23 protein-coding genes are annotated in these 24,887 nt (G+C 61.5%); 17 read left to right on the forward strand and 6 right to left on the reverse strand.

Annotated elements, in window-relative coordinates; all coding sequences use genetic code 11:
* The first annotated feature begins 118 nt into the window (after positions 1-118).
* The 3 genes from KIT10_09340 to KIT10_09350 are packed head-to-tail and all read left to right on the forward strand — an operon-like array spanning position 119 to position 5,335.
* Complete coding sequence (locus tag KIT10_09340) at positions 119-2,638, forward strand: TonB-dependent receptor plug domain-containing protein (GenBank protein MCW5899458.1); 2,520 nt, start codon at positions 119-121, stop codon at positions 2,636-2,638.
* A 4-nt stretch (positions 2,639-2,642) separates the two neighbouring features.
* Complete coding sequence (locus KIT10_09345) at positions 2,643-3,953, forward strand: choice-of-anchor J domain-containing protein (protein MCW5899459.1); 1,311 nt, start codon at positions 2,643-2,645, stop codon at positions 3,951-3,953.
* A 35-nt stretch (positions 3,954-3,988) separates the two neighbouring features.
* Positions 3,989-5,335 (forward strand): carbohydrate binding domain-containing protein, encoded by a 1,347-nt coding sequence (locus KIT10_09350; GenBank protein MCW5899460.1) that lies wholly within the window; start codon positions 3,989-3,991, stop codon positions 5,333-5,335.
* Between the two features lie 76 nt (positions 5,336-5,411).
* Here the strand turns inward: KIT10_09350 and KIT10_09355 are convergent, their stop codons facing one another.
* Positions 5,412-6,461, reverse strand: a complete 1,050-nt coding sequence (locus KIT10_09355) for an endonuclease/exonuclease/phosphatase family protein (GenBank protein MCW5899461.1) — start codon at positions 6,459-6,461, stop codon at positions 5,412-5,414.
* 168 nt (positions 6,462-6,629) lie between these two features.
* On the opposite strand from KIT10_09355, the gene KIT10_09360 reads away from it, so the two are divergent.
* The gene (locus tag KIT10_09360; GenBank protein MCW5899462.1) at positions 6,630-8,816 is read left to right on the forward strand and encodes a T9SS type A sorting domain-containing protein; all 2,187 of its coding nucleotides are present in this window, start codon (positions 6,630-6,632) and stop codon (positions 8,814-8,816) included.
* On the opposite strand, the gene KIT10_09365 is transcribed toward KIT10_09360, so the two are convergent.
* The 3 genes from KIT10_09365 to KIT10_09375 are packed head-to-tail and all read right to left on the reverse strand — an operon-like array spanning position 8,807 to position 10,955.
* Positions 8,807-9,430, reverse strand: a complete 624-nt coding sequence (locus tag KIT10_09365; protein ID MCW5899463.1) for a hypothetical protein — start codon at positions 9,428-9,430, stop codon at positions 8,807-8,809. The genes KIT10_09360 and KIT10_09365 overlap by 10 nt on opposite strands.
* 23 nt (positions 9,431-9,453) lie before the next feature.
* Positions 9,454-10,245, reverse strand: a complete 792-nt coding sequence (locus tag KIT10_09370; GenBank protein MCW5899464.1) for an alpha/beta fold hydrolase — start codon at positions 10,243-10,245, stop codon at positions 9,454-9,456.
* Positions 10,242-10,955: a pyridoxine 5'-phosphate synthase gene (locus tag KIT10_09375; protein MCW5899465.1), complete on the reverse strand. Its 714-nt coding sequence runs from the start codon at positions 10,953-10,955 to the stop codon at positions 10,242-10,244. Before KIT10_09375 ends, KIT10_09370 begins: the two co-directional genes overlap by 4 nt.
* A gap of 77 nt (positions 10,956-11,032) precedes the next feature.
* On the opposite strand from KIT10_09375, the gene KIT10_09380 reads away from it, so the two are divergent.
* The 8 genes from KIT10_09380 to KIT10_09415 all read left to right on the forward strand — a co-directional run bounded on the left by KIT10_09380 (position 11,033) and on the right by KIT10_09415 (position 19,003).
* Positions 11,033-11,695, forward strand: a complete 663-nt coding sequence (locus KIT10_09380) for a CBS domain-containing protein (protein ID MCW5899466.1) — start codon at positions 11,033-11,035, stop codon at positions 11,693-11,695.
* A 29-nt stretch (positions 11,696-11,724) separates the two neighbouring features.
* Positions 11,725-13,125: a BamA/TamA family outer membrane protein gene (locus KIT10_09385; GenBank protein ID MCW5899467.1), complete on the forward strand. Its 1,401-nt coding sequence runs from the start codon at positions 11,725-11,727 to the stop codon at positions 13,123-13,125.
* Positions 13,126-13,130: 5 nt separating this feature from the next.
* Positions 13,131-14,018 carry an NAD kinase gene (locus tag KIT10_09390; GenBank protein ID MCW5899468.1) on the forward strand — a complete coding sequence of 296 codons (888 nt, stop codon included), beginning with the start codon at positions 13,131-13,133 and terminating at the stop codon, positions 14,016-14,018.
* A gap of 268 nt (positions 14,019-14,286) precedes the next feature.
* Positions 14,287-15,597: a SprB repeat-containing protein gene (locus tag KIT10_09395; protein ID MCW5899469.1), complete on the forward strand. Its 1,311-nt coding sequence runs from the start codon at positions 14,287-14,289 to the stop codon at positions 15,595-15,597.
* A 29-nt stretch (positions 15,598-15,626) separates the two neighbouring features.
* Complete coding sequence (locus KIT10_09400) at positions 15,627-16,985, forward strand: hypothetical protein (protein ID MCW5899470.1); 1,359 nt, start codon at positions 15,627-15,629, stop codon at positions 16,983-16,985.
* 117 nt (positions 16,986-17,102) lie between these two features.
* Positions 17,103-17,543 carry a transposase gene (locus tag KIT10_09405; GenBank protein MCW5899471.1) on the forward strand — a complete coding sequence of 147 codons (441 nt, stop codon included), beginning with the start codon at positions 17,103-17,105 and terminating at the stop codon, positions 17,541-17,543.
* Positions 17,474-17,869, forward strand: a complete 396-nt coding sequence (locus KIT10_09410; GenBank protein ID MCW5899472.1) for an IS5 family transposase — start codon at positions 17,474-17,476, stop codon at positions 17,867-17,869. Before KIT10_09405 ends, KIT10_09410 begins: the two co-directional genes overlap by 70 nt.
* A 189-nt stretch (positions 17,870-18,058) precedes the next feature.
* On the forward strand, positions 18,059-19,003 hold the full coding sequence (locus tag KIT10_09415; GenBank protein ID MCW5899473.1) for a hypothetical protein: 945 nt from the start codon (positions 18,059-18,061) through the stop codon (positions 19,001-19,003).
* Positions 19,004-19,011: 8 nt separating this feature from the next.
* Here KIT10_09415 and KIT10_09420 read toward each other — a convergent pair whose 3' ends face one another.
* A complete protein-coding gene (locus KIT10_09420; protein ID MCW5899474.1) occupies positions 19,012-19,407 on the reverse strand; it encodes an IS5 family transposase in 396 nt (131 codons plus the stop codon).
* Positions 19,338-19,778, reverse strand: coding sequence for a transposase (locus KIT10_09425; GenBank protein MCW5899475.1), 441 nt, complete (start codon positions 19,776-19,778; stop codon positions 19,338-19,340). The genes KIT10_09420 and KIT10_09425 overlap by 70 nt, the downstream gene beginning before the upstream one ends.
* Before the next feature lie 196 nt (positions 19,779-19,974).
* Between KIT10_09425 and KIT10_09430 the strand changes: the two genes are divergently transcribed.
* From KIT10_09430 to KIT10_09450, 5 genes are all read left to right on the forward strand, one after another.
* Positions 19,975-20,367, forward strand: a complete 393-nt coding sequence (locus KIT10_09430) for a T9SS type A sorting domain-containing protein (GenBank protein MCW5899476.1) — start codon at positions 19,975-19,977, stop codon at positions 20,365-20,367.
* Between the two features lie 3 nt (positions 20,368-20,370).
* Entirely contained in the window at positions 20,371-21,963 is a 1,593-nt protein-coding gene (locus KIT10_09435) for a T9SS type A sorting domain-containing protein (protein MCW5899477.1), read from the forward strand.
* Between the two features lie 9 nt (positions 21,964-21,972).
* Positions 21,973-22,317: a T9SS type A sorting domain-containing protein gene (locus tag KIT10_09440; protein MCW5899478.1), complete on the forward strand. Its 345-nt coding sequence runs from the start codon at positions 21,973-21,975 to the stop codon at positions 22,315-22,317.
* A gap of 483 nt (positions 22,318-22,800) precedes the next feature.
* Positions 22,801-23,913: a T9SS type A sorting domain-containing protein gene (locus KIT10_09445; protein ID MCW5899479.1), complete on the forward strand. Its 1,113-nt coding sequence runs from the start codon at positions 22,801-22,803 to the stop codon at positions 23,911-23,913.
* Positions 23,914-24,037: 124 nt separating this feature from the next.
* On the forward strand, positions 24,038-24,886 hold the full coding sequence (locus KIT10_09450; GenBank protein ID MCW5899480.1) for a hypothetical protein: 849 nt from the start codon (positions 24,038-24,040) through the stop codon (positions 24,884-24,886).
* The last annotated feature ends 1 nt before the right edge of the window (position 24,887 follow it).

A 24,887-nucleotide genomic window follows, 5' to 3' on the forward strand; every position in this document is an offset into this window, starting at 1 on the left:
TGACCAAAGCCCGACCTTACTTTTGACGCCCTTCCATCCTACCCCCCGTTCCCCCTTGCCTTCCGCCTGCCCAAGCCGCACCCGACATGCCGGGGCATCACGTCGGAGGTCGTCGGCCGTGGCCGTGGTCCTTCTGGCCCTGGTGCCATGGGCCACCGCCCAGAACGACACCTCGCTGGTAGCCCCGCCACCGGACACCACCGCCTTGGGCACGCAGCCCCAACTGCCGGTGTTCACCATCACCGCCGATGACCTGGACGCCGAACTGGGCTCGCAGGACATTTCGGGGGTGTTGCAGGGCTCCCGCGATGTGTTCACCGCCACGGCCGGCTTCAATTTCGGTTCGGCCCGATTCCGTATCCGCGGCTACGACTCCCGGCACATGCTGGTGAGCATCAACGGCATTCTGGTGAACGACATGGAGACCGGCTGGGCGGGCTGGTCGCAATGGGGCGGCTTGAACGACGTGACCCGCTGGATGCAGGTGCGTACCGGCATCGCCCCCTCCCGGTTGAATTTCGGTGGTCTCGGTGGGTACACCGACATCCATGTGCGGGCCAGTGAACTGCGGCCCGGGCTGCGGGTGAGCTACGCCAGCGCCAATCGCGCCTACCGCAACCGCCTGATGTTCACGTATTCCACCGGCATGAATGCCAAGGGATGGGCCTTCAGTGTGGCGGGTTCACGCCGATGGGCCGAAGAGGGCTACGTGCCGGGCACCTCTTTCGACGCCTATGCCTACCTGCTCAGTGCCGAGAAGAAGATCACTGATCGGCACAGCCTGGTCTTTTCCGGCTTCGGCGCGCCCATTCAACAAGGGCGGCAGGGGTTGGCCGTGCAGGAGGCCTACGACCTGGCGGGCACCAATTACTACAACCCCAACTGGGGCCTCCAGAACGGCGAGGTGCGCAACGCCCGCATGAGCTTCACCCACCGGCCCATGCTCATGGCCGCGCACTACTACACGCCCAACGAGAACACCACCTGGAACACCACCCTGTTCTACACCTTCGGGCGTGACGGCCGCACCGGGCTGCAGTGGTTCGATGCGCGCGATCCCCGGCCGGACTATTACCGATACCTGCCCAGCTTCTACCAGATCACCAACCCGGGCCTGGGCGACGAACTGGCCGACGCCTGGCGCAACGATGTGAACACCCGGCAGATCGACTGGGACCAGCTGCACTTCGCCAACGCCAAGAACCTCTTCACGGTGCAGAACGCCGATGGCATCGCAGGCAACTCGGTGACCGGCGCCCGCAGCAAGTACATCGTGGAGGAGCAAAGGGCCGACCCGTCGCGCATCGGCATCAACACGGTACGCACCAAGACCTTGGGCGAAGGCCGGACCCTCACCCTGGGCGGCAGCATCCATCACCAGCGAACACACTACTTCAAGACCATCGACGACCTGTTGAGCGGCGACTATTGGCTGGACGTGGACCAGTTCGCCACACGCGACTTCAACGACACGCTGATCTCCCAGAACGACCTGGACCGCCCCAACCGCGTGGTGCGCCAGGGCGACAAATTCGGTTACGACTACGACATCCACACGCGCTACTACAACGCCTTCACCCAGTTCGAGCGGGTCTGGGGCCGCCTGGAGTTCTATGCCGGCGCGGAGATCGGCCATACCACCTTCTGGCGCGACAGCCGCCTGCGCAACGGCCGCTTTCCCGAGGAGAGCTTCGGCGAGTCGGACCGCCAGGCCTTCTTCCACTACGGTCTGAAGACCGGCGCCATCTTCAAGCTCAGTGGCCGCCAGTTCCTCAGCGCCAACGCGGCGTACATGACCAACCCGCCCGTGGCGCGCACCGCCTTCATCTCGCCCCGCACACGCGGCGCCGTGGTACCGGGCCTTACGAACGAAAGCATCTACACGGGCGACATCAACTACATCCTGCGCTTCCCGCGCCTGAAGGGACGTGCCACCCTCTACTACACGCGCATCATGGACCAGATCTGGTCGCGCAGCTTCTACCACGACCAGTTCCGCACGCTGGTGAATTACAGCATGACCGGCGTGGACCAGTTGCATACCGGCGCCGAAGTGGGCATTGAGGCCAACCTCAGCAGCACCTGGACCCTGACGGCCGTCTATGCTGGCGGGCAATACCTCTATGACTCCCGGCCCACGGCCACCATCACCCGCGACAACAGCCCGGAGATCTTCGCCCAGGACCGCACCGTGTACTGGCGCAATTTCCGTGTGGGCGGCATGCCGCAGACCGCTGCCAGCCTGGGTCTGCGCTACAACTCGCCCAAGTTCTGGTTCGCCGGTTTCAGCGCCAACTACTTCGACGACCTCTACCTGGACCCCAACCCCGACCGCCGCACCAGCGCCGCCATCGGCAACTTCTTCGAGAGCGACCCCCAGGTGGACGCCCTGCTGGAGCAGACCAAGCTCGACGCCAACTACACGGTGGACGTGTTCCTGGGCAAGAGCTGGATGTACAAGCGGAAGTACCGGATCGCGGTGAACGCCACGGTGAGCAATCTGTTGGACAACCAGGATTTCCGCATCGGCGGATTCGAGCAGCTCCGCTACGACCGTACCGACATCGACCGCTTCCCCCCCCGGTTCAGCTACCTCTTCGGGCGCAACTATTTCGCCATGCTGACCTTCAGCTTCTGACCCCATGAGCACACGCTTTCCAACACAGGCACTTTCGCTCCTCGCCCTCACCGTCCTGCTGACGACGGGCTGCAAGAAGGAGTTCGATGAACCGCCCATCCGGCAATTGCCCGTGGGCCAGGTCCTCACCGTGGCCGAACTGCGCGGCCTCTTCCAGGGCACGCCCGTGCGCTTCGGTGGTGACAGCTCGGTGTATGCGGTGGTGACAGCCGATGAGCAGAATGGCAACCTCTACCGCAACATCTTCGTGCAGGACCACACGGGCGCCATCCAACTGCGCCTGCAGAACCCCGGCGGCCTGTACCAGGGCGATTCCATCCGCATCTACCTGCCCGGCACCGTGCTCAGCACCTTCAGCGGCATGCTCCAACTGGATTCGGTGGACGTGGACAACAACGTGGTGAAGCAGGCCACGCAGGTGTACAAGGCGCCCACGCTCCTGACGATTCCGCAGGTGACACCCGCCATGCAGGGCATGCTCATCCGGCTGGAGAACGTGGAGTTCGCCACCAGCCAGCTGGGCCTGACCTACGCCAACGCGGTGGACCAACAGACGCAGAACCGCACGCTCACCGACTGCGACGGCAACACCATCATCGTGCGCACCTCCGGCTACGCCAATTTCGCCGCGCAGCAGCTGCCCACCGGCAATGGCGGCTTCGTGGCCGTGGTGGGCCAGTTCAACACCGACATGCAGTTGTTCATCCGTGACATCAACGAGGTGCAATTGACGGGCACCCGCTGCGATGGTGGCGGCCCAGGCCCCTGCGACTACGATGTGCAACCCGTGCAGGGCTTCACACAGACCTTCGCCGACGTGCCCGCGGACAATGTGGACTACGCCAACCCGGATTGGCTGAACATCGCCCATGTGGGATCGCGCCTGTGGCGTGGACGCGTTTTCCAGAGCGATCGGTACGTACGTGCCACTTCCTTCGGATCGAACCAGACCAACGAGGCCTGGCTCATCACACCGCCGGTGGCCATGGGCGGTGGGCAGGTGGGGCTGAGCTTCCGCTCGGCCACGGCCTTCTGGAACGAGGCCTCCTGGCCACATCCCCTCACCGTGAAGGTGAGCAACGACTTCGACGGCTGTGACATCGCCGCCGCCACCTGGTATACGGTGACGGGCTACGCGGCCTCCACACAGGCCACCCCCAACTATACCTTCGTGAACAGCGGTCTGGTGGAACTCACCTCCTTCCTGCCCCAAGGCGCGAGCGGCGAACTGCACGTGGCCTTCCTCTACAACGGGCAGCACCCCGGCGGCGTCACCACCACGCTGGACCTCGATGACATCAGCATCTCACAATGACCAACACGCCTTCGTGGCGACCAAAACCGATCCCCATGAGACACATTACCCTGATCGCCTGTGCCGCATTGCTCGCCCTGCCGATGAGCGGGCAGGTCATCTTCCAGAGCGGCTTCGAGGACTGGACCGGCAACCTGCCCGATGATTGGTACGGGGTCCGCAGCAACCTGCCCCAAAGCGGCGTGGAGCAGGTGAGCACCAATGTGCACAGCGGCGACTTCGCCGTGCGCCTGATCAAGGCGTCCACCGGCCACCAGCGTTTCACCACACAGGACCTTACCGTGGTGAACGGCGAGACCTATGAGGTGAAGTTCTGGGTGCGTGGTGAAGGGCAGATCCGCATCGGCCTGTACGACGGGCGTCCCACCGGATCGGGTTACGCGCCCTATGTGCCGCAGGCCTTCGTCACCATCACGGGCAACACCTGGCAGGAAGTGAGCCTGAACATCACCGCCGCCATGGACGCCACCGACGCGCAGTTCATCCTTAGCCTGCAGAACACCGTGGCGCCCGAGCACCTCGTGGTGGACGATGTGACCATCACCGCACAGACCGTGGAACCGCCTCCCACGCTCACCATCCAGCAGATCCAAGAGACCACCGACCCGGGCGGCGCATCGCCGCATGTGGGCGTGACCGTGGCCACCGGTGGCGTGGTCACCGCCGTGCTCAGCAACGGCTTCTTCCTGCAGAACGGCGGCGGACCCTGGAGCGGCATCTTCGCCTTCAGCACCATCAACACGCCAGCCATCGGCGATGCGGTCACCTTCACCGCCAGTGTGGAGGAATACTTCGGCATGACCCAGCTCACGCAGTTGAACAACTTCGTGGTGAGCAGCAGCGGCAACGCCCTGGTGGTGACCGATGTGGGCACGACCCAGGTGAACACGGAGACCTATGAGGCCGTGCTGGTGAAGGTGTCCAACGCCACCTGCACCAACGCGAACGCCGGCTTCGGCCAGTTCATCGTGGATGACGGCAGCGGCGGATGCCTGGTGGACGACGTGATCTACTCGTACACGGCGACACAGGGTACGATTTACAACGTGACCGGCCCGGTGCAGTACGCCTTCAACGAGTTCAAGATCCTGCCGCGCGATGCCGGTGACGTCAGTGTCGTCACCAGCGTGGGCGAAATGCTTTTCGCCGACGCGCGCATCTACCCGAACCCGTCCAGCGGATCGCTGTGGCTGGAATTGCCCGCGATCGACGGCCGCATCGAAATGACCCTGACCGACGCCATGGGCCGCATCGTGCATGAGGCGGTGCTGGTCCAGGAGCGCAGCGTGGTGGATGTGAGCGGCCTGGCCTCCGGCAGCTACCTGCTGACCTTGCGCAGCACCACGGGCCTGTGGAGCACCCGCGTGGCGGTGGCCCGCTGATGGGACGAAGCGAACAAGGCGAAGGCCCGCTGCGGACGTCCGCAGCGGGCCTTTCTGCTTCTGGGACGGAGCGGGATCAGTTGCCGGCGTCCTTCACCAGGATGAGGAACACCGGGAAGTGGTCGCTGAACCCGTCCTGGTAGGTGTCGCCCACGTAGGTGCGCCAAGGGTAGCCAGCGAAGTTGCCGTCCTTCTGCCGCAGGTAGGGTTCGTTGAAGATGCGCACACCGTAGTAGCGATAGCGGCCTCCCTCGCCGGTGACGAGCGCCGGGGAGATGATGATCTGGTCGAACAAGTTCCAGGCATCGCGCCAGGCCAATGAGCCTATACCTTTCTGATAGGATGCCCACATGGGATTGAAGAGCAGTCCGTCCTGCGCCTTGGCCTTCTCGCCCGTGCTCCGCAGGAAACGCAGCACGCTGGGGTTCACGGGATCGTCGTTCAGGTCGCCCATGTACATGATGCGCGCATTGGGCGTTACGGCGAGCAGGGAATCGATGATGCTGCGACCCAGTTCAGCGGCCGCCTTGCGCAGTGGAGCGGAGCGCTTCTCGCCGCCGCGTCGCGAGGGCCAGTGCGCCACGATCACGTGCGTGGTGTCACCATCGAGCACGCCGCTCACCAGCAACTGGTCGCGGGTACGGAAATCGGGGTTGTCCGGCAGCGTGAGCGTGTAGCTCTTGTGGTAAAAGGGCTTGAAGAGCTTCGGGTTGTACATCAGCGCCACGTCCACACCACGGCGATCGGGGCCGGGCACATGCACCACCTGGTAGCCGCGGTCCTTGATGGGGGGCGTGGCGGCGAGATCCTCCACCACCTGCTTGTTCTCCACCTCGCACAGACCCACGATGGCCAGCCCGCGCGGATCAAGGTCCTTGCCCATGTCGCCGATCACCTGCGCCAGCCGGTCCAACTTGCGGTGGTAGCGCTGGGTGTTCCACTGCTTGGGCGCACCCGGCGTGTACTCCTCATCGTTCAGACCTGGAGTGTCCAGCGTGTCGAAGAGGTTCTCCACGTTGTAGAAGCCCACCAGCAGGGGCGCGTATTCCTGTTTGGTGTTCTGCGCGGCGATCGGTCCATGCCAGAGCAGCGTGAGGAGAAGAGGGGTCAGCGCAAGGTGTCGCATGGGGTGTCCGGAGCGGGCGGCCAAATTAGACCAGCGCGGGCGGCCCGGCGCATGTTGGATGTGAAGCTGGTGTGAAGGTGAGGTCGATCCGGCGTGCGCTTCCTCCAATGGCATGCCACGTGGGCCTCATGACCATGCCGAAGCGCCTTTCTTTGTGGCCTCCGGTACATGATGCGATCCATCCTTCTCCTACCCTTCCTCGCTTCGCTGGGCCATGTGCTGGCGCAGATCCCGATCGCCCAGGCGCGCGACCTGCCCGTCGGATCGGTGGTGACCGTGCGCGGCATCGTGCTCAACGGCGCGGAACTGGGATCCATCCGCTACGTGCAGGACCCCACGGCCGGCATCGCGGTCTTTCCGGGCGCGGGATCCATCGGGGGTTTCAACCCGCCGCGCGGCGCGGACATGACAGTGACCGGCCCGCTGAAACTCTTCAACGGCCTGCTGGAGATCGATCCGGTGCAGAGCTTCACCGTGCACAGCACGGGCAATGCCCTGCCCACCGCGCAGGTGGTGACGCCCAATGGGATGGGCGAGAGCAACGAGAGCGAACTCCTGCGGATCAACGCCTGTCAGTTCAGCGGCGGCGGCAACTTCAGCAGCGGCACACGCGGCTTCACCAGCAACGGCCAGCAGGGTGTGATCTTCCTGCGCAGTGGGCACCCGCTCGTGGGCACGCCGGTCCCCGCCGGCATCGTGGACCTGGTGGGCATCTGCTCGCAATTCGCCACGGGGAACCCGCCCGTGGGCGGCTACCAGTTGCTGCCGCGTGACGCGAGCGACTTCCCTGCCTCAGGCACCATCACGGTGACGAGCGATGTGACGCAGAAGGACATCACCTCCTCGGGCTTCAAATTGGAGTGGAACACCAATGTGGCGGGAAGCTCGCGTGTGCGCTTCGGCCTCACACCCAGCTACGGGTCGGTGGCCTCGGCCACGGGCACGCACACCGCGCACAGCGTGCAGCTCGGCGGCCTGACGCCCGCGACCTTCTACTACGCGCAGGCCTTTTCCGTACTGGGCACGGACACCGCCTTCGCGCCACCGGGCATCTACTCCACGGCCTCGGCCTTCGCGGGCGACATCAAGGTCTACTTCAACCGGCCGGTGGACAACAGCGTGTCGCAGGGCAGCCCGGCCATCCACATCGGCAGCGCCATGCTGGACACCATCATCGCCTACATCGATCGCGCGGAGAGCACGCTGGACATCGCCGTGTACAACACCAACAGCAATGCCATCGTCAGTGCCGTGAACGAGGCCCGACAGCGCGGCGTGCAGATCCGCTGGATCGCTGAGGGCTCCACGGGCAACACCGCGCTCTCCAGCCTGCATCCCGCGATACCGGTGCTGTACCGGCAGAACAGCCAGGGCAGCGGCATGCACAACAAATTCATCGTGGCCGATGCCGATGGTGGTCCCACCGCGCATGTGCTCACCGGATCGGCCAACTTCACCAATCAGAGTTTCACCAGCGACGCCAACAACCTGGTGATCGTGCGCGACATGGCTCTGGCGCGGTGCTACCGCAGGGAGTTCAACGAGATGTGGGGCTCGAACGGCGCCATGCCCAACGCCGCCAACAGCAGGTTCGGCTCGGCCAAGAACGACGACACACCGCACCTGTTCAATGTGGGCGGCACCCTGGTGCAGAGTTGGTTCTCACCCAGTGATGGAACCACGGCGCGGATCGCACAGTCGCTCGCCACCTCGGACCAGCGGATCGAGTTCGCGCTCTTCGCCTTCACCACCAGCACGCTTTCCAACGTGCTGCTGGAGCGACAGGCGCAACCATCCGTGACGGTGCGCGGCATCATCGAGGAGGACGATATGGTGATGTGGCTCTATGAGGCATTGCTGGCCGGCGGGGTGGACGTGCGGCCCGATGGCGCACCGAATTTCCTGCACCACAAGTACGCCATCGTGGACCGCCACATGCCCGGTAGCGATCCGCAGGTGATCACCGGCTCGCACAACTGGAGCTTCAACGCCGAGAACCACAACGACGAGAACACGCTGATCATCCACAGCGCCGAGGTGGCCGACCAGTTCTACCAGGAGTGGCATGCGCGCTGGATCACCGCCGTGGCCATCGACGAAGAGCATATGATCGCGAACGGACTGCTGCTTTGGCCCAACCCCACGGACAACCTGCTGTTCATCGGGCTGGGGGCGCACATCACACCCACGGCGGAGGTGCGCATCACGGACATGGCCGGGCGTGTGGTCCATGCCGAACGTCTGGCGCAATTGCCGGCGGCACTGGACGTGTCATCCCTGGCACCGGGCAGCTACGTGCTGGACCTGATCGCCAACGATCTCCGTGCGCAGCGCCGTTTCGTGCGCTACCGCTGATCGGCCAGCTTCGGGAAGAACAGCGGGTTGCGCTGGTTGTACAGCCGCAGGAAGCGGAAGAGCGCCTCGGTGCTGTTCCGCTGCTTCTTGGACAAGGCGCGGAACTCCTCCTGCAACACGGGGTCGTGGCGCAATGCGGCGTCCATGCCCGAGGCGTTGAAGGGCAGGAACTCGCCGCTGCGCATATCGATGATCTGCTGCACCAGCACCGTGCGCGTGACCCCGCCGTAGGGATACATGTAGGGATCCCAGTCCCGGTAGCTCATCTCGTAGGTCATGTGGCTGAGCATGCCCATGAGCCCGATGCGGTAGAAGCCGTTGCCCGCCGCGATGTACACCGCGTTGTTCTGGCAGAAGCCCCACAGCCGGTCCTTGCGGATCACCTGGCGCTCGCCGCCCCCGGGCTGCCAGTAGAGTTTGCTCACCGAACGGCGGATGTCCTTTACGGGCAGGCCCTGATCATCGCGCAGCAAGGCGATCGGCACGGTGGGCTTGTTGAAGCGAAAGGCCTCGAAGTCGGCATAGACACCATCGCTCAACTCGAAGCCGCCGTAGTACTCCACCCAAACCGTGTCCTGCTGGGCATGGAGCGCCGCGCCCCAGCAGAAGATCATCGCGCTATGGAGCAAAGCACGCATCATGCGGAAGCGGCTTGCCGGATATGGGCGATCACCTCATCGGGGGCTTGCGCATGCACCCAATGGCCGGCGAAGGAAACCGTCTCCACCCGGGATGCGGGGAACTGCTCCCGGATCGCGGGCAGGTCCTCGCGCAGGATGTAGCCGCTCTGCCCGCCACGGATGAAGGTTGTGGGCACCGTCACGGTCTCCGGGCCGATGGATGCCAGGATGCCCGGTAGGTTCTTCTCCAACCCGGCCACATTGGGGCGCCAGGCCAATTGGCCCTCGCTTGCCCAGTAGAGGTTCTTCAGCAGGAATTGCACCACGCCCGGCTCCTTCACGTGGCGTGCCACATGTTCCTCCACCTCGCGCCGCGTGCGGCCGGGAGCCAGATCCGCCGTGGCGAGCGCGTGGATGATGTGGTCGTGGTTGTTGGCATGCTCACGCGGGCTGATGTCCACCACGATCAAGTGCTTCAGCAGTTCCGGCCAGCGCTGCGCGAAGGCCATGGCCGCCTTGCCACCCATGCTGTGCCCCACCAGCACGATGTCGCGCAGGCCCAGCCTGTCCACCAGCGCATGCATGTCGGCCGCCATCAGCGGGTAGTTGGTCTCCGTGGTGTGCGGCGATCGGCCGTGGTCGCGCAGGTCGGCCACCACCACGTGCAGCGGTGGCGATCCATCCGTGGGTTCCGAGAGTTCACGCGCAATGCTGCCCCAATTGTCACCGCTGCCCAGCAGGCCATGCAGGATCACCACGGCGGGCGCATCCGCAGGGCCCAGGCGGCGGTGGAAGAGATCGACGGTCATCGCAATTCGCGCAGGTAAAGGGCCACGGAATTCTCCAGGCCGTAGGTGAGCGCGTCGCAGATCAGGGCATGGCCGATGGATACTTCCAGCAGGCCGGGCACGTTCCGCTGGAAGAAGCCCAGGTTGTGCAGGTCCAGGTCATGTCCGGCGTTGAGCCCCAGGCCCAGTCCGGCGGCCCGTTCCGCGGCAAGCACGAAAGGCGCAACGGCCGCTTCGCGATCGGCGTGGAAACCCCGCGCATAGGGCTCGGTGTAGAGTTCGATGCGGTCGGTGCTCGTGTCGGCGGCATGGCCGATCTGTTCGGTATCGGTCTCCATGAAGATCGAGCTGCGGATCCCGGCCGCCCGGAAACGCGCGATCACCTCACGCAGCGCCGCCTTGTGCGCCCTGGCGTCCCAACCCGCGTTGCTGGTGAGCACCCCGGGGGGGTCGGGCACGAGGGTCACTTGCGCGGGCCGCACCTGAAGTACGAGGGCGATGAACTCCTCCGAGGGGTAGCCCTCGATGTTGAACTCGGTGGTGAGCAGCGGGGCCAGGGCCAGCACATCGGCGCGGCGGATGTGCCGCTCATCGGGCCTCGGATGCACGGTGATCCCCTGCGCTCCGAAGCGCTCGATGTCCAGCGCCATGCGCACCACATCGGGGTTGTTGCCGCCCCGCGCGTTGCGCAGCGTGGCCAGCTTGTTGATATTCACGCTCAGCCGCGTCACCCTTGCGATCTCTACCTTGGTCCGCCGCGCGGCGGTGGCCAAAAGTAGGCAGGCCCCACAGCGCACGCGCCCAGCACATGCACGCCATCGACCTCATCACGCCCGACATACCACCCCTGAAGCCGCAGGACGACATCGGCCGCGCGCTCGACTGGATGGAGGAATTCAAGGTGGCCCACCTGCCCGTGGTGAAGGACCGCCTGTTGGTGGGCCTGGTGAGCGACGCCTCGCTGGTGGACCACAACGACCCGCACGCCGCCGTGACCAGTGTGATGGAGCAGGTGGAGGTGCCCTTCGTGAAAGGCGGCCAGCACATCTACGAGGTGATGAAGCTCTTCAGCGAGCGCGGCCTCACCGTGGTGCCGGTGCTGGACGAACTGGGGCGCTATGCCGGTTGCATCAATGAACACGAGGCCCTGCGCCGCCTGGCCGAGGTGACCAACATCCAGGAGCCGGGCAGCGTGGTGGTGCTGGAGATGAACCAGGTGGACTACAGCCTGCACCAGCTGGCGCGCATCGTGGAGGAGAACGACGCGAAGATCCTCAGCGCCTTCAGCCGCAGCATGCCGGACAGCACGCGCCTGGAGGTGACCCTGAAGATCAACCGTGAAGAGATCAGCCCGGTGCTGCGCGGATTCGAGCGCCACGACATCTTCGTGAAGAGCACCTACCAGGGCTCCAAACTGCACGAGGACCTGCGCGACCGCTACGAGGGGCTGATGCGCTACATCAACCTGTGACGCCCCGGCCTGCCATGCGACCGGCAAGCTTGTTCCCCTTCTTGCTGCTCTTCCTGTCGCCCGGCGCCCTGCATGCTTCCGGTCACGCCATGCCCGCCGCCGCGGACACCACCGTGCTGCGCATCGTGGAGATCGTCATCGTCGGCAACAAGGTCACCCGCGAACGCATCATCCTGCGCGAACTGCTTTTCGCCCCCGGCGACACCCTCACCGGTGCGCGCTTCTACGAAAAGCTCGAACGTGGCCGGCAGAACCTGATGAACACCGGCCTCTTCAACACCGTGGTCCTGCTGCCGGTCTACCTGGACCCACGAACGGTAGTGGTGGAAGTGCGGGTGAACGAGCGCTGGTACCTCTGGCCTGCCCTGATCTTCGAGCTGGCCGACCCCAACTTCAACACCTGGTGGCTCACACGCGACCTGGACCGCGTGAACTACGGCCTCTACCTCTACCGCTACAACTTCCGCGGCCAGAACGAGACGGTCTACGTGAAGGCGCAGTTCGGCTACACGCGCCAGTTCGCCCTGCGCTACAAGGTGCCTTACGTGGATCGCCGGCAACGCTGGGGCCTCAGCATCGGCGGCAGCCACTTCCAACAGGCGGAGGTCACCGCCGGCACGGTGGACAATGTGCGCATCCTGCTGGCCAACCCGGAAGGACCCAACCGCACCGAACGCAAGGTGGACGCCGAACTCACGCTGCGGCGCGCGCACGATGTGCGGCACTACTGGCGCATCGGCTGGACACAGGCCGAAGTGACCGACACGGTGACGGCCACCGCCCTGGACTACTTCAAGGGCGACGCCACCACCACCGAATTCCTGAGCCTGGGCTACAGCCTGGTGTGGGACCGGCGTGACATTCGCATCTTCCCGCGTGCCGGCCACTATGCGGAACTGAGCGTGGCCCGGCTGGGGCTCGGCATCGCCGATCGGAACGCGCCGGACATCACCACCACCTACCTCGCTTGGAAACATTGGTGGCGCACCGGCGACCGGGTGACCCTGGCGCTGGCCCTGCGCGGCAAGGCCACCTGGGGCACGCCGCCCTATTACGTGCAGGAGGGCCTCGGCTATCGGCATTACGTGCGTGGCTACGAGTACTACGTCATCGACGGCGAGCACTTCGCCCTGGGCCGCGCCAACTTCGTGTACCAACTGGTGGCCCCGCGCGACTACCGGGTGGAGCGCATGCCCATGGAGGCCTTCCGCACGCTGCACTTCGCCCTCTACGCCAATGCCTTCGTGGATGCCGGCCGCGTGTGGGACAGCCGCTACGCGCAGCAGAACTTCCTCGCGGAACGCTGGCTCTCCGGTTACGGTGTGGGCCTCGATCTGGTGAGCAGTTACGACCAGGTGATCCGCGGCGAATACACCCTGAACGCCTTGGGCGAGCACGGCTTCTTCCTACATTTCAGTCAACCATTCTGAACCACATGCGCACGGCGGTGAACGGACGGACCATGGACGCGGACAGCGCGCCGCTGGTGCTTGAGGTGTTGTCCCGTATGGCCGCCCACGGGCTGGAACCCCTGATCACGCCCGCCTTCGCCGCGTGGCTGCAGGACAGCGGCGGCAGCCATGCCTGGCCCGTGCTGCCCGAGGGCGATCCCGCCCAACAGGACATCGACCTGTTCATTGGCCTGGGGGGCGACGGCACCCTGCTGGACACCGTGACCCTCGCCGGCCGCAGCGGCATACCCGTGCTGGGCATCAATCTGGGCCGGCTGGGCTTCCTCTCCAGCGTGCGCATCGAGGAAGTGGACGAGGCGCTGAAGGCCCTGCGGCAGGGACGCTACGCCCTGCAGGACCGCAGCCTGCTGGAAGTGACCGGCCACGACGAACTGCTGGGCGCCCGGAATTTCGCCCTCAACGAGGTGAGCATCCACAAGCGCGACAGCGCCAGCATGATCGCCGTGCACGTGCATCTGGGTGAGGACTACCTCAACACCTATTGGGCGGACGGCCTCATCATCGCCACGCCCACCGGCAGCACCGCCTACTCGCTCAGTTGCGGCGGCCCCATCCTCTACCCCACCGGCGAGGCCCTGGTCATCAACCCCATCTCCCCGCACAACCTCAACGTGCGCCCCTTCGTGGTGCCCGACCACTACACCATCCGCCTGCGCCTGGAAGCCCGGCAGGACCGCTGCCTGCTGAACCTCGATGCCCGCTCGGTGACGATCGACGGACAGAGCACCGTCACCATCCGGCGTGCACCCTTCACCGTGAAGCTGGTGCAACTCGATGGCCAGGATTTCCTCCACACCCTGCGCACCAAGCTCAACTGGGGGCTGGATCTGCGGAGCGGCCGCATCGGGTGAAGGAGAAGCACCCCGGCGATCCCTGGGCGAATGATCCCCTCTGGGCTGGCTCGAAGCGCCAACATGCAAGTGATGGATCCCTAGCCAAGAATGGTTCCAGACCCGAACCGCGCAATGGGCTCACAGGTATCACACCGGCCAGGTGACGCTTCGGTGTTGCTCTTGGAGCATATCTTCTTCCGCCAGACTTGTATAGAAATGAAGCATTTCGTCATTGCATCGCTTGGAAATCTGATGTTGGCATGCTACGTTCGTTCCACCCTATTCCATCGATCATGCGCTTTTATCCCCCCCCCCCCGCAAGATCCCTTTCCTGCTTATCGCCTGCGCGGCCGCAGGTCTTTTTGCTGAAAGCGCCTTCGCCCAACCGCTCAACATCACGCTCGTCCGCAGCAACTACAACGGCTATGGCGTCAGTTGCTTCGGGGGCACAAATGGTAGCATAGAGGCCATCGTCACCGGGGGAACAGCACCCTACACCTATTTGTGGTCCAACCAGGACACCACAGCCGCCATCAGCGGCCTGGCAGCGGGTTACTACCGCGTAACGGTGTCGGATGCGGACAGCACATCGCGCTATGCGGAGATCACCCTCTCGCAGCCCATGGCCCTCATTGTGGGCTTGACGCCCTACACCTGGCCCAACGGCTACAACGTCAGCTGCCACCAGTGCTACAAAGGCAGCATCCAGACCAGCGTGCAGTATGGCGTGCCACCCTACACCTACCTGTGGCAGGATGCCATCACCACGCAGCACCGCACGGCCATCGGTGCAGGCAACTACCAATTGGTGGTCACAGACCACAATGGCTGCCAGAACCAACCCGGGGCGCTGTTCCTTTCGGAACCCGCCGACAACAACTGGGACAAGGGTGGCAATGCGGGCACGGACCCGGAGGTGGATTACCTGGGCACGTCGGATCCCACGGACTTTGTGCTGAAGAGCAACGGAACGGAGCTCGTCCGCCTGCTTGCAGGAGGGGGTATCAAGCTGGGCCTGCCGTCCGGGATCCTCGGTCTGGACGATGACGGCGAGCTGCGCGCTTTCCTCACCAAGCCTTGGTGCTGGCCGGCCGGGGACACGACGGTGGCCCCTTGGTACACCTGCGGGAATGTCATCGACAACCCGAATGGCATCTACTTCATCGGCACGGTGAACAATGCTCCACTGCCCTTGCGCACCAACAACCAGCAACGCATGGTCATCACCAGCGAGGGGCGCGTGGGGATCGGCACCAACCCACCGGCTGGCGCGGTGGATGGCTACCGGCTCTTTGTGGAGGATGGTATCGCCACGCGCGATGTGCTGGTGAAACTGGGTGAATGGCCGGACCATGTGTTCGGGGAGTACTACCACTTGATGCCGATAAAGGATCTCAGGGCGTTCTTGAAGCGGCACCGGCATTTGCCGGGCATACCGTCGGCTGTCGAAGTGGAGGCCAAGGGAGGCGTGGAGGTTGGCGACTTGCAGCGCCGCATGCTGGAGGTCATCGAGCAGCAGGCGCTGTACATCCTGCAATTGGAAGAGAAGTACCAAGGATTGGAGCAGCGGATCATCACCCTTGAAGCGTCCAAATGATGCGCTGGGCATCCATCACCTGTGCGGTCATGTTCGCCAAGCTGTCATTCACAGCCATGCTTCGCGCGCAAACACCCTACCCGGACCACTCCATCCAGGATGTGTCTTGGAGCAGCGGCACGCACCATTTCGCCGTGGTCACCCAGCACATCATAGCACCGGGCACCCCCACCTTGCCTGTCCTGATCACAGGTACGGCCGATGCCGAGTTCGTTTCCGGTTCCCAGGTCCGCTTGGCACCAGGTTTCCATGCGGGTGGCTTCAATACCGAAGGCCGTTTCAGGGCCTATATCGACGAAAGCCTTGGTCAGCCTGCGGACCTGATCATTATCGCCCCGGACCCGCAAGGGGCCTTGGTGGACAACATCGTGCACGTGCCGAAGTGGGAGAAGTTCGAGGTGGGTTTGCGCTTGCCCCAGGAGTATCAAGATGCTACCGAGCGTTTTTTCGACCACTACTATTCCGGCGGAGTGATGGAGGATGCTACGCCGGGCAATGTCCATCCTGTGTATGACCTTAACCCGTATGCGGACGACTCGCTCCAGTTGGTGATGACGCTGACCTCCCCATCAGGTTCCAAGATAAAATGGGGCTTCTTCATGAGGGAGGGTAGATGGTCCAGTGAAGATCCTGATGCCAAGCTTGTCGAAGCCCCTGATGATCCGCTATACCCCTACCACATTCGATTCCGTATCGCTCCGGATGTGGAAGGGCCTTGGCGTTTCGACTTGGCGGTAAAAGCTCCTCACACCCAGACGCTGGCCGATCAAGCTCTCCCCGAGCATGACTATTGGGGCTATAAGTTCCACTGCGGCCCTCCGGTGCCAGGCAACAGGGGCTTCTTGAAGGTCAGTGAAGCTAACCGCCGCAACCTCCAGCTCGAAGATGGTACACCCTTCTTCGGTTTGGGACCCAACCTTGCCGACAAGGCCAGTAGCGACTGGTACTTCCTCATGCGTGACTACAACTTGATGAAACAAGCACTGGAAGACCTTCATTCGATGGGAGGCAATTTCTCTCGTATGTATCTCATGCGCTCGATCTTCGCTCCGGAATGGGTGAATCTAGGCGTTTATGATTCTTACCGAGCACCTCAAATTTGTTTGTCCAACCCACCTTGGGATCTCATCTATCGCGGTAACTGCCAATATCAATGTTGGGCGTTCGATCAATTGCTCGATCATATCCATGATAATGGCATTTACGTGCAATTATGTGTTGACCCCTATCCGCCTATCAAGGCCTACGAGATCCCAATATGGGGACCCCATGCATACGTCTTGAACTATCTGAACCCTATCAGGGATCCAAGTACTGGAAGGTATGACCTCAAAGAGTTCTTCTATGAGGGAGGTGATCCTGCCAACAAGAACAGCGGAGTATTCTAGAGGCCATCTCAAAAATAGTTGAGGTGTCCTGAGCCATGAACAACGGGCGTTTGACAACCGAAGAAGGGAGGGTCTTGATCCTTTCACCGTGCATGTCCTCTTTCGATGTCCAAAACGATGGACTGCACGGACGCCCAGTGGGAAGCGGTCAAGGACCTGCTCTCACCTATTCAAGAGAGGACCGAGACGCGTGGCAGGAAGCCACTGGATGCTCGGGAGGTGTTCAATGGGGTATTATGGATCTGCCGGACAGGAGCCAGATGGCAGGATCTTCCACCGCGCTACCCTCCTTACCAGTCGTGCCATCGGTACTTCCAGCGCTGGTGTCAGCAGGGCGTATGGGACAAGGTGCTGTGGGCCTTGGCGCAGGACCTCAAACGAAGAGGGAAGATCGACATCACAGAATGCTTCATCGATGGCACCTTCTCCAGTGCCAAAAAAGGGGGCTCCATATCGGCCCGACTAAGCGAGGTAAAGGCACCAAGATCATGGTCGTCACAGACGCTGCTGGTCTTCCTATCGCCGTACGGACCTTCGGAGCCAGCACCCACGAAGTGAAGCTCGTGACCCAAACGCTGGCCGCGCGTTTCATGGAAGAATTGCCCCAAGTGCTCATCGGCGACAAGGCCTACGATAGCGATCAGCTCGATCGCAAGCTCAAGCGCAGGAAGGTCCGCATGATCGCACCGAACCGCGCAGGGCGTTCAAAATCCCAAGATGGAAGGGAGCTTCGCAGATACAAGCGGAGATGGAAGGTGGAGCGATGCTTCGCCTGGCTCAACAACTTCAGGCGTACTGTGGTCCGCTACGAGTATCACAGCATCAACTTCCTGGGCTTCGTCCAGCTCGCTTGTGCCATGATCCTCATGCGCAAACTATTTTGAGATGGCTTCTACTACTGGAAGAGGAAGTACAAGTATATCATGTCCCGCTGGGGCTATTCTGTCAATATCGCGGCATGGGAGCCTTTCAATGAGGTCGATCAGATGCTTACGTATAGCTATGATGACCTGAGTATCCAAGAACCTCATCCACTTTGGGATATGTGTCCGATCAATAGGATAGAATGGCCCATGGATTCCTTGCTGCCTGTCATCATCGATGAATGGTTGACGGACATAACGGATCATGTCCGCGGTGATGTGGAGCACGATGATCTCGTTTCTTCACCGTTGGGAGAAAAGAACAAGCTCTGGCTCATGAGCTATACTGGAGGGACGGGACCGGCCAACAGCGCCCATTACTTGCCCTTTTCCAATGAAGCGGTGGACCTGATCGATGTTCATCACGGTATCCATCCCACACTGGTCGATCAGGGCCTTCCTGCCTGGCATCTGAGAGGTGCGTTCGACCAAGTGCAGGACTTCCGGACCCAGTACCCGCCCACCACTGAGGCCCTCCGCAAACCTTTCAGTCACGGGGAGTTCAACCATTATACCCACCTGACCGGATTCAATTCTCTGGTTGAGGGGATCTTCCACAACTATGATGTCTCATTCCACAATGAGCTCTGGGCTTCGGCTTTCAGTGGCAAGTTTGCGACGGGGACCACTTGGTTGTGGGGCAGGGTGTTCTGGTGGGAGGATGCATTGCCGCAACCGCCGAATGACCCCAATAATCCATTCCAATGGAGTCCACTCCAGCAATCTTCGAATGTTCTTGGGGAAGATAATGAAATGTATGTTGGAGGTATTTCCATTCCTGTTAGGAACAAGAGGATACACCACCACTTCAAGCCGCTGGCCGATCTGCTGGCGCACCCCAGTTGGCAGGACTACGAATTTTTCAACGGGGACTACACCGTACACAAGGTGTTCGATGAAAGCGATGCGAACGAGATCGAGGCATACTACCTGAAGAACACGGACAACAACGTCGCCATCGGCTGGGTGCATAACCGCAACGCCTGGGTGATGAACAGCTTCTACCTCAGAAGCAACACTCAGAATTTCCTCGGCTGCGATCCGCCGAGCACACAATCCATCACGCTCACCGGTTTCGAGCAAGCCACTGACTAGAAGCCATCTCAAAATAGTTTGCGCATGAGGATCATGGCACAAGCGAGCTGGACGAAGCCCAGGAAGTTGATGCTGTGATACTCGTAGCGGACCACAGTACGCCTGAAGTTGTTGAGCCAGGCGAAGCATCGCTCCACCTTCCATCTCCGCTTGTATCTGCGAAGCTCCCTTCCATCTTGGGATTTTGAACGCCCTGCGCGGTTCGGTGCGATCATGCGGACCTTCCTGCGCTTGAGCTTGCGATCGAGCTGATCGCTATCGTAGGCCTTGTCGCCGATGAGCACTTGGGGCAATTCTTCCATGAAACGCGCGGCCAGCGTTTGGGTCACGAGCTTCACTTCGTGGGTGCTGGCTCCGAAGGTCCGTACGGCGATAGGAAGACCAGCAGCGTCTGTGACGACCATGATCTTGGTGCCTTTACCTCGCTTAGTCGGGCCGATATGGAGCCCCCTTTTTTGGCACTGGAGAAGGTGCCATCGATGAAGCATTCTGTGATGTCGATCTTCCCTCTTCGTTTGAGGTCCTGCGCCAAGGCCCACAGCACCTTGTCCCATACGCCCTGCTGACACCAGCGCTGGAAGTACCGATGGCACGACTGGTAAGGAGGGTAGCGCGGTGGAAGATCCTGCCATCTGGCTCCTGTCCGGCAGATCCATAATACCCCATTGAACACCTCCCGAGCATCCAGTGGCTTCCTGCCACGCGTCTCGGTCCTCTCTTGAATAGGTGAGAGCAGGTCCTTGACCGCTTCCCACTGGGCGTCCGTGCAGTCCATCGTTTTGGACATCGAAAGAGGACATGCACGGTGAAAGGATCAAGACCCTCCCTTCTTCGGTTGTCAAACGCCCGTTGTTCATGGCTCAGGACACCTCAACTATTTTTGAGATGGCCTCTACTACATCACCTGGTTCCCGACGCGGATGAACACCACCGTATGTCCCGATGACGATGAGGATCTTTCCGGTACGGGAATGATCACGCTCGACCTTTCCACCGCGCCTTTGGGCGGCACGCTCAACAACTACATGGACACACTCCACGCCGACTATGCCTTCATCATCACCCCCGCTCCCTTCGTGAAGAACATGCTCTTCGCAGCCGAAGATGAAGTTCCCGCCATGGATACCGGATGGGACTTCGTTCTGTACCCGAACCCGGCACGGGATGAACTGTACGTGAAGATGCCGGACGATACCCCTCACGACATCACCCTCCTCGACCTTTCAGGCCGACGGATCCAAGCATGGAGCAGCGTGACCGGCCCAATGCTGCGTCTTCCCCTTGGACAACTGGCCAAGGGAGCCTACTATGTGAGAGTTGCCGAAGAAGCACACAGTAGGACGAAGAAACTTATTATTCACTGAGACATGCGGATTCAAACATTCCTAACGATCGCGGTCGCGTGGCCATGTACCATACATGCCCAACAGACGTTCGAGAGGCTGTATCAATCGGGTACCAGTTACAGCTTCGACCTGATCGAACTGCCCGGCCATAGCATCCTTACAGCAATGGGCGCAACGCTGCTATTGGACCCGGAGGGCTATGTCGATCACGCGAGCTTCTTCCATGAGGGGGGCACATATTTGGTGCAAACGATGAGGGCGGCTGGTGATAATGAGTTCTACTTCACCACAGGTCTCAATGCGGGTTCATGCGCATCGAGCAATACCGGTGCCACGCTTATCCATCCGGTACTCGGCAAGATGGATTCACTTGGGAGCGTGCTCGCTTTGAAATATTATGATTTGAACCCAGGGATTTGCTGGGGCATTCCCGGTGGATTGGAAGTATCAGAGGATATGGGTGCGATTACTTGGGGGCGGGAACGAAATTTCTATGCGATGAAACTCGATTCCGAATTTGAACATGTCTGGTTGAAGAAGATTGAACATCAAGGTGGTTTTCAGTTCATCAAGGAGCTTCCCGGCGGTGACCTCTTGGCGGGTATCAATATGGATACGGCTGGGGCGGTGGTAGCACGGATGGATTCGGACGGCAACTTACTCTGGTGCAAGAGCTATATCCGTCCCAGGGGCATGGTCCACGATGTAGTGATCGAGCCGGACGGTTCCTTCCTCATCAGCGGCTTCACCGATAGCACGGCTTCCACCAACCCGTTCATCCCGTACCCGCCCAGCTATCACCCCAAGCTGTTCATGATGAAATTGAACGGCCAGGGGGAAGTGCAGTGGTGCCGTGGCTACGACAGTGCGCCGAATCTATGGTATTTGCATAATGCCTCACGTATTGTAAAGACCCTTGACGGCAAGTATGCCGTGCTGGCCACCTTGGGCTATCCGCAGAACAACTCCTTCTTCAGGCCCTTTCTGATGAAGACCGATATGAACGGGGACACACTCTGGATCCGGTCGGTCGGGGCGAACGGTTACGATTACCAAGCCCAGGATCTTCTGGCTTATTCGGACGGAGGTTTCCTTTTCAGTGGTATCGTTTGGGGCGATATGCCGGGTCTGAATAGCAGCCTGAATTACATCTATAAAACCGATTCATTGGGGCATTTCACGTGCTTGGAAAAGCACCATCCCTTACAGGTCCTGGACCTATTCCCTGCGGATAGCAGCTTCGTCCTCACGTCAGTGGATGGCGCAGCAACCTCTTATCCCGTTCTTGTTAACGACAGCATCTTGGATCCCCAATTGCTACTGTTGTACGATGCATGCATAGTGACCAACGGAGTATCTACCATGCAGGCCCGCAAGCCCCGCATCTATCCCAATCCCACCCCGGGCCGCTTCACCATGGAGTTCACCGACCCACTGTTGCGGGACAGCTTCTACAGCGTGTATGATGCCACGGGCCGGTTGCTCTACCAGCGGCCGCTGCCCACCGGTGCCACCTTGGAGGAGGTAGACTTCTCGCGCTTCGGGCGGGGCACCTATGTGTTGCGGGTCACGGACCCCGAGGGGCAGCGGCATGAAAGGGTGGTGGTGGAGTAGCTTCGGGGTATGGGCCGGTCCTTCACCCGTGAGCTCAGGGTCCCCGAAGACGGGAGACCCTGCGAGGGCGGAAGCCTGTTCTTCGCGTCCGACGATGAGGTGCCGCCTGTTGAAGCCGGTTGGGATTACACGCTGTACCCCAACCCCACACGCGACGCCCTGTTCCTGCGCTTTGTGGACGATGCGCCGAAGGACATCACGGTCCTGGATGTGGCAGGCAGGCGGGTGGCATCACAGACCAACGTGACTGCGACCACCCATTACCTGCCCCTCGGCCAGTTGGCCAAGGGCGCCTATTGGGTGCGTGTGACCGATGGGGAGAACATGAAGGCCAAAAAACTGATCATCCACTGAGCCATGAGATCCTTAATCCTGTTTGTTCACGCGCTCGTCTGTTCCATTGGGGCACAAGCGCAACCGACTTTTCAGAGAATATACACTGGGTCAGGGGGGGGGGCAATTAATGGAAATGTCCAACGGCAACTTCCTCACAAGAATAACACGACAAAATGGGATATCAATAATGAATCCGGAAGGACAGATCATCTACTCACATAGTTATATCATTGATTCGCTTATTGGAATAATCGCGGTCCGTATGTACACAGACAATGATTTGTTTTTTGTCTCCGGATATCGAAAAGACTCATGCTCCCATTCCGGGTCCTCTACCATCCCATTCACACACCCGGCCATCGGAAAAATGGACTTGGGGGGGGTATGGATCTGTACCACTATCGCTTGGGTGGATCAGATTGCTGGGGATACCCGATGGATCTGCTGGTCTCGAACACGAAGGGTGTCATCACTTGGGGACTTGCTCCTGCATTCTTCGCTTTGAAAGTCGATTCCTCCCTGGCACCCGTGTGGGCCAGGCGCTTCAGCAACAACGGCGGCTTCCAGTTCATCAAGGAGCTTCCGGGAGGCGATCTACTTGCAGGCATCAACATGGACACGGCTGGAGCGGTGGTGGCACGCATGGATGCGGACGGCAACTTCCTTTGGTGCAAGTCCTACATCCGGCCCCGAGGAATGGTGCATGATGCGGTGATCGAGCCGGACGGCTCTTTCCTCATTACCGGCTTTACGGATAGTACGGCCTCTACCAATCCGTTCATTCCGTACCCGCCCACTTACCACCCCAAGCTCTTCATGATGAAGTTGAACGGCGATGGAGAGGTGCAGTGGTGCAAGGGCTACGACAGCGCGCCAAACCTGTGGTATTCATACCATGCCTCACGGATTGTCAGGACCCTTGACGGCAACTATGCGGTATTGGCCAACTTGGGTTATCCGCAACACAACTTCTTCTTCCGGCCTTATCTGATGAAAATCGATCTGAACGGTGACACACTGTGGACCCGCTCGATGGGTGCATATGGCTACGATTACTACACTCTGGATTTACTCGCCCATTCCGATGGCGGTTACATATTCGATGGTGGTGTCTGGGGAGACTTGCCGAATATGCATACCGGCCTGCCTTACATCTTCAAGACCGATTCTTTGGGGCATTTCTCTTGCTCAGAACATGTGCATCCGGTGCAGGTGCTGGATCTCTTCCCCACTGACAGCAGTTTCGTGCTCACCTCCATCGATGGTGCCACCGTTCACCCTGCCTTTGTGAACGACACCATCTTCGACCCCATCAACGTGTACGATGCCTGCCTGGTGACCAGCCTGCCGCAGCACCACCCCACCAAGCCGCGCAGCATGCGGGTCTACCCCAACCCCAGCCCCGGCCGCTTCACCGTGGAGTTCCCCGATCCGCTGCTGCGGGAGAGCTATTACAGCGTGTACGATGCGCTGGGCCGCTTGCTCTACCAACGGCCACTGCCCACCGGCGCCACGCTGGAGGAAGTGGATCTCTCACGCTTCGGGCGGGGCACCTATGTGCTGCGGGTAACAGACCCGGAGGGGGTGAGGCATGAAAGGGTGGTGGTGGAGTAGGGCTTGCACCGCCAAGCCGTACCCGCCCGTCGTCCGGGCATGTCCGGGCCTGCGCCCCCGGAAGTTAAATTCGGCCCCCGAAGGCCGGGGATACCATTGCCCGGCCCCCTGCGTTAGGCAGCCGATGACGCGCATCCTGTTGCTGTTCCTGGCCCTGGCCGCCGCCACGGCGCACCACGCGCAGGTGAACGAGGTGGGCATCACCGGCGGAGCGCTCTACTACATCGGCGACCTGAACCCCACACGGCACTATCCGAAGGACACCCGTGCGGGCATCGGCCTGGTGTTCCGCCACAACATGAACGACCGCATGGCCCTGCGGCTTCAGGGACTTTACGGCAACCTGCAGGCCTACGACAGCAACAGCCCGGATACCCTGCAGCAACTGCGCAACCTGCACTTCCGCACCCGGCTCTACGAGGCCTCCGCCCTGCTGGAGATCAACTTCTTCAAATACCGCTCGCGCGACAAGGGCAGCCGTCTGTGGACCCCCTTCGTCTTCGGCGGCCTGTGCTACTTCCGCACCAGCCCCCAGGCCCTGCTGAACGACACCTGGTACGACCTGCAGCCGCTGGGCACCGAAGGCCAGGGCACCACCATGAACCCCGGCAGCCAACCCTATAAGACGGACCACATCGGCATCCCCTTCGGCGCGGGCTTCAAGTTCAACTTGGGCAAGCTGGACCTGCAGATCGAGTGGGGCCTGCGCCGGACCTACACGGACTACATCGACGATGTGAGCGGCACCTACGTGGACCAGGACCAATTGCTGGTGGAGAACGGACCCCTCTCCGCCGCCTTCGCCGACCGCAGCGGCCTGAACGATCTGCCCGGCTTCAGCAACACCGGCCGCGCCCGCGGCAACAGCAACACCCGCGACTGGTACCAGTACACCGGTCTCACGCTCACTTACATCATCAGCCGGTTCTCCGACTGCGACGAGCAGTACAATTGGATGCGCAAGAAGCGCTGAA

It is taken from the genome of Flavobacteriales bacterium (assembly GCA_026129465.1).
Classification (GTDB): Bacteria; Bacteroidota; Bacteroidia; order Flavobacteriales_F; family PHOS-HE28; genus PHOS-HE28.

Bases quoted from the DNA above. Each gene is read 5' to 3' on its own strand.
- KIT10_09425 (MCW5899475.1), bottom strand. From the start codon at position 19,778: ATGGACTGCACGGACGCCCAGTGGGAAGCGGTCAAGGACCTGCTCTCA.
- KIT10_09435 (MCW5899477.1), top strand. From the start codon at position 20,371: ATGCGGATTCAAACATTCCTAACGATCGCGGTCGCGTGGCCATGTACC.
- KIT10_09410 (MCW5899472.1), top strand. From the start codon at position 17,474: ATGGTCGTCACAGACGCTGCTGGTCTTCCTATCGCCGTACGGACCTTC.
- KIT10_09420 (MCW5899474.1), bottom strand. From the start codon at position 19,407: ATGGTCGTCACAGACGCTGCTGGTCTTCCTATCGCCGTACGGACCTTC.
- KIT10_09405 (MCW5899471.1), top strand. From the start codon at position 17,103: ATGGACTGCACGGACGCCCAGTGGGAAGCGGTCAAGGACCTGCTCTCA.
- KIT10_09365 (MCW5899463.1), bottom strand. From the start codon at position 9,430: ATGATCTTCTGCTGGGGCGCGGCGCTCCATGCCCAGCAGGACACGGTT.
- KIT10_09370 (MCW5899464.1), bottom strand. From the start codon at position 10,245: ATGACCGTCGATCTCTTCCACCGCCGCCTGGGCCCTGCGGATGCGCCC.
- KIT10_09415 (MCW5899473.1), top strand. From the start codon at position 18,059: ATGGATTCCTTGCTGCCTGTCATCATCGATGAATGGTTGACGGACATA.
- KIT10_09360 (MCW5899462.1), top strand. From the start codon at position 6,630: ATGATGCGATCCATCCTTCTCCTACCCTTCCTCGCTTCGCTGGGCCAT.
- KIT10_09345 (MCW5899459.1), top strand. From the start codon at position 2,643: ATGAGCACACGCTTTCCAACACAGGCACTTTCGCTCCTCGCCCTCACC.
- KIT10_09430 (MCW5899476.1), top strand. From the start codon at position 19,975: ATGATCACGCTCGACCTTTCCACCGCGCCTTTGGGCGGCACGCTCAAC.
- KIT10_09390 (MCW5899468.1), top strand. From the start codon at position 13,131: ATGCGCACGGCGGTGAACGGACGGACCATGGACGCGGACAGCGCGCCG.
- KIT10_09400 (MCW5899470.1), top strand. From the start codon at position 15,627: ATGTTCGCCAAGCTGTCATTCACAGCCATGCTTCGCGCGCAAACACCC.
- KIT10_09350 (MCW5899460.1), top strand. From the start codon at position 3,989: ATGAGACACATTACCCTGATCGCCTGTGCCGCATTGCTCGCCCTGCCG.
- KIT10_09355 (MCW5899461.1), bottom strand. From the start codon at position 6,461: ATGCGACACCTTGCGCTGACCCCTCTTCTCCTCACGCTGCTCTGGCAT.
- KIT10_09440 (MCW5899478.1), top strand. From the start codon at position 21,973: ATGGGCCGGTCCTTCACCCGTGAGCTCAGGGTCCCCGAAGACGGGAGA.
- KIT10_09380 (MCW5899466.1), top strand. From the start codon at position 11,033: ATGCACGCCATCGACCTCATCACGCCCGACATACCACCCCTGAAGCCG.
- KIT10_09450 (MCW5899480.1), top strand. From the start codon at position 24,038: ATGACGCGCATCCTGTTGCTGTTCCTGGCCCTGGCCGCCGCCACGGCG.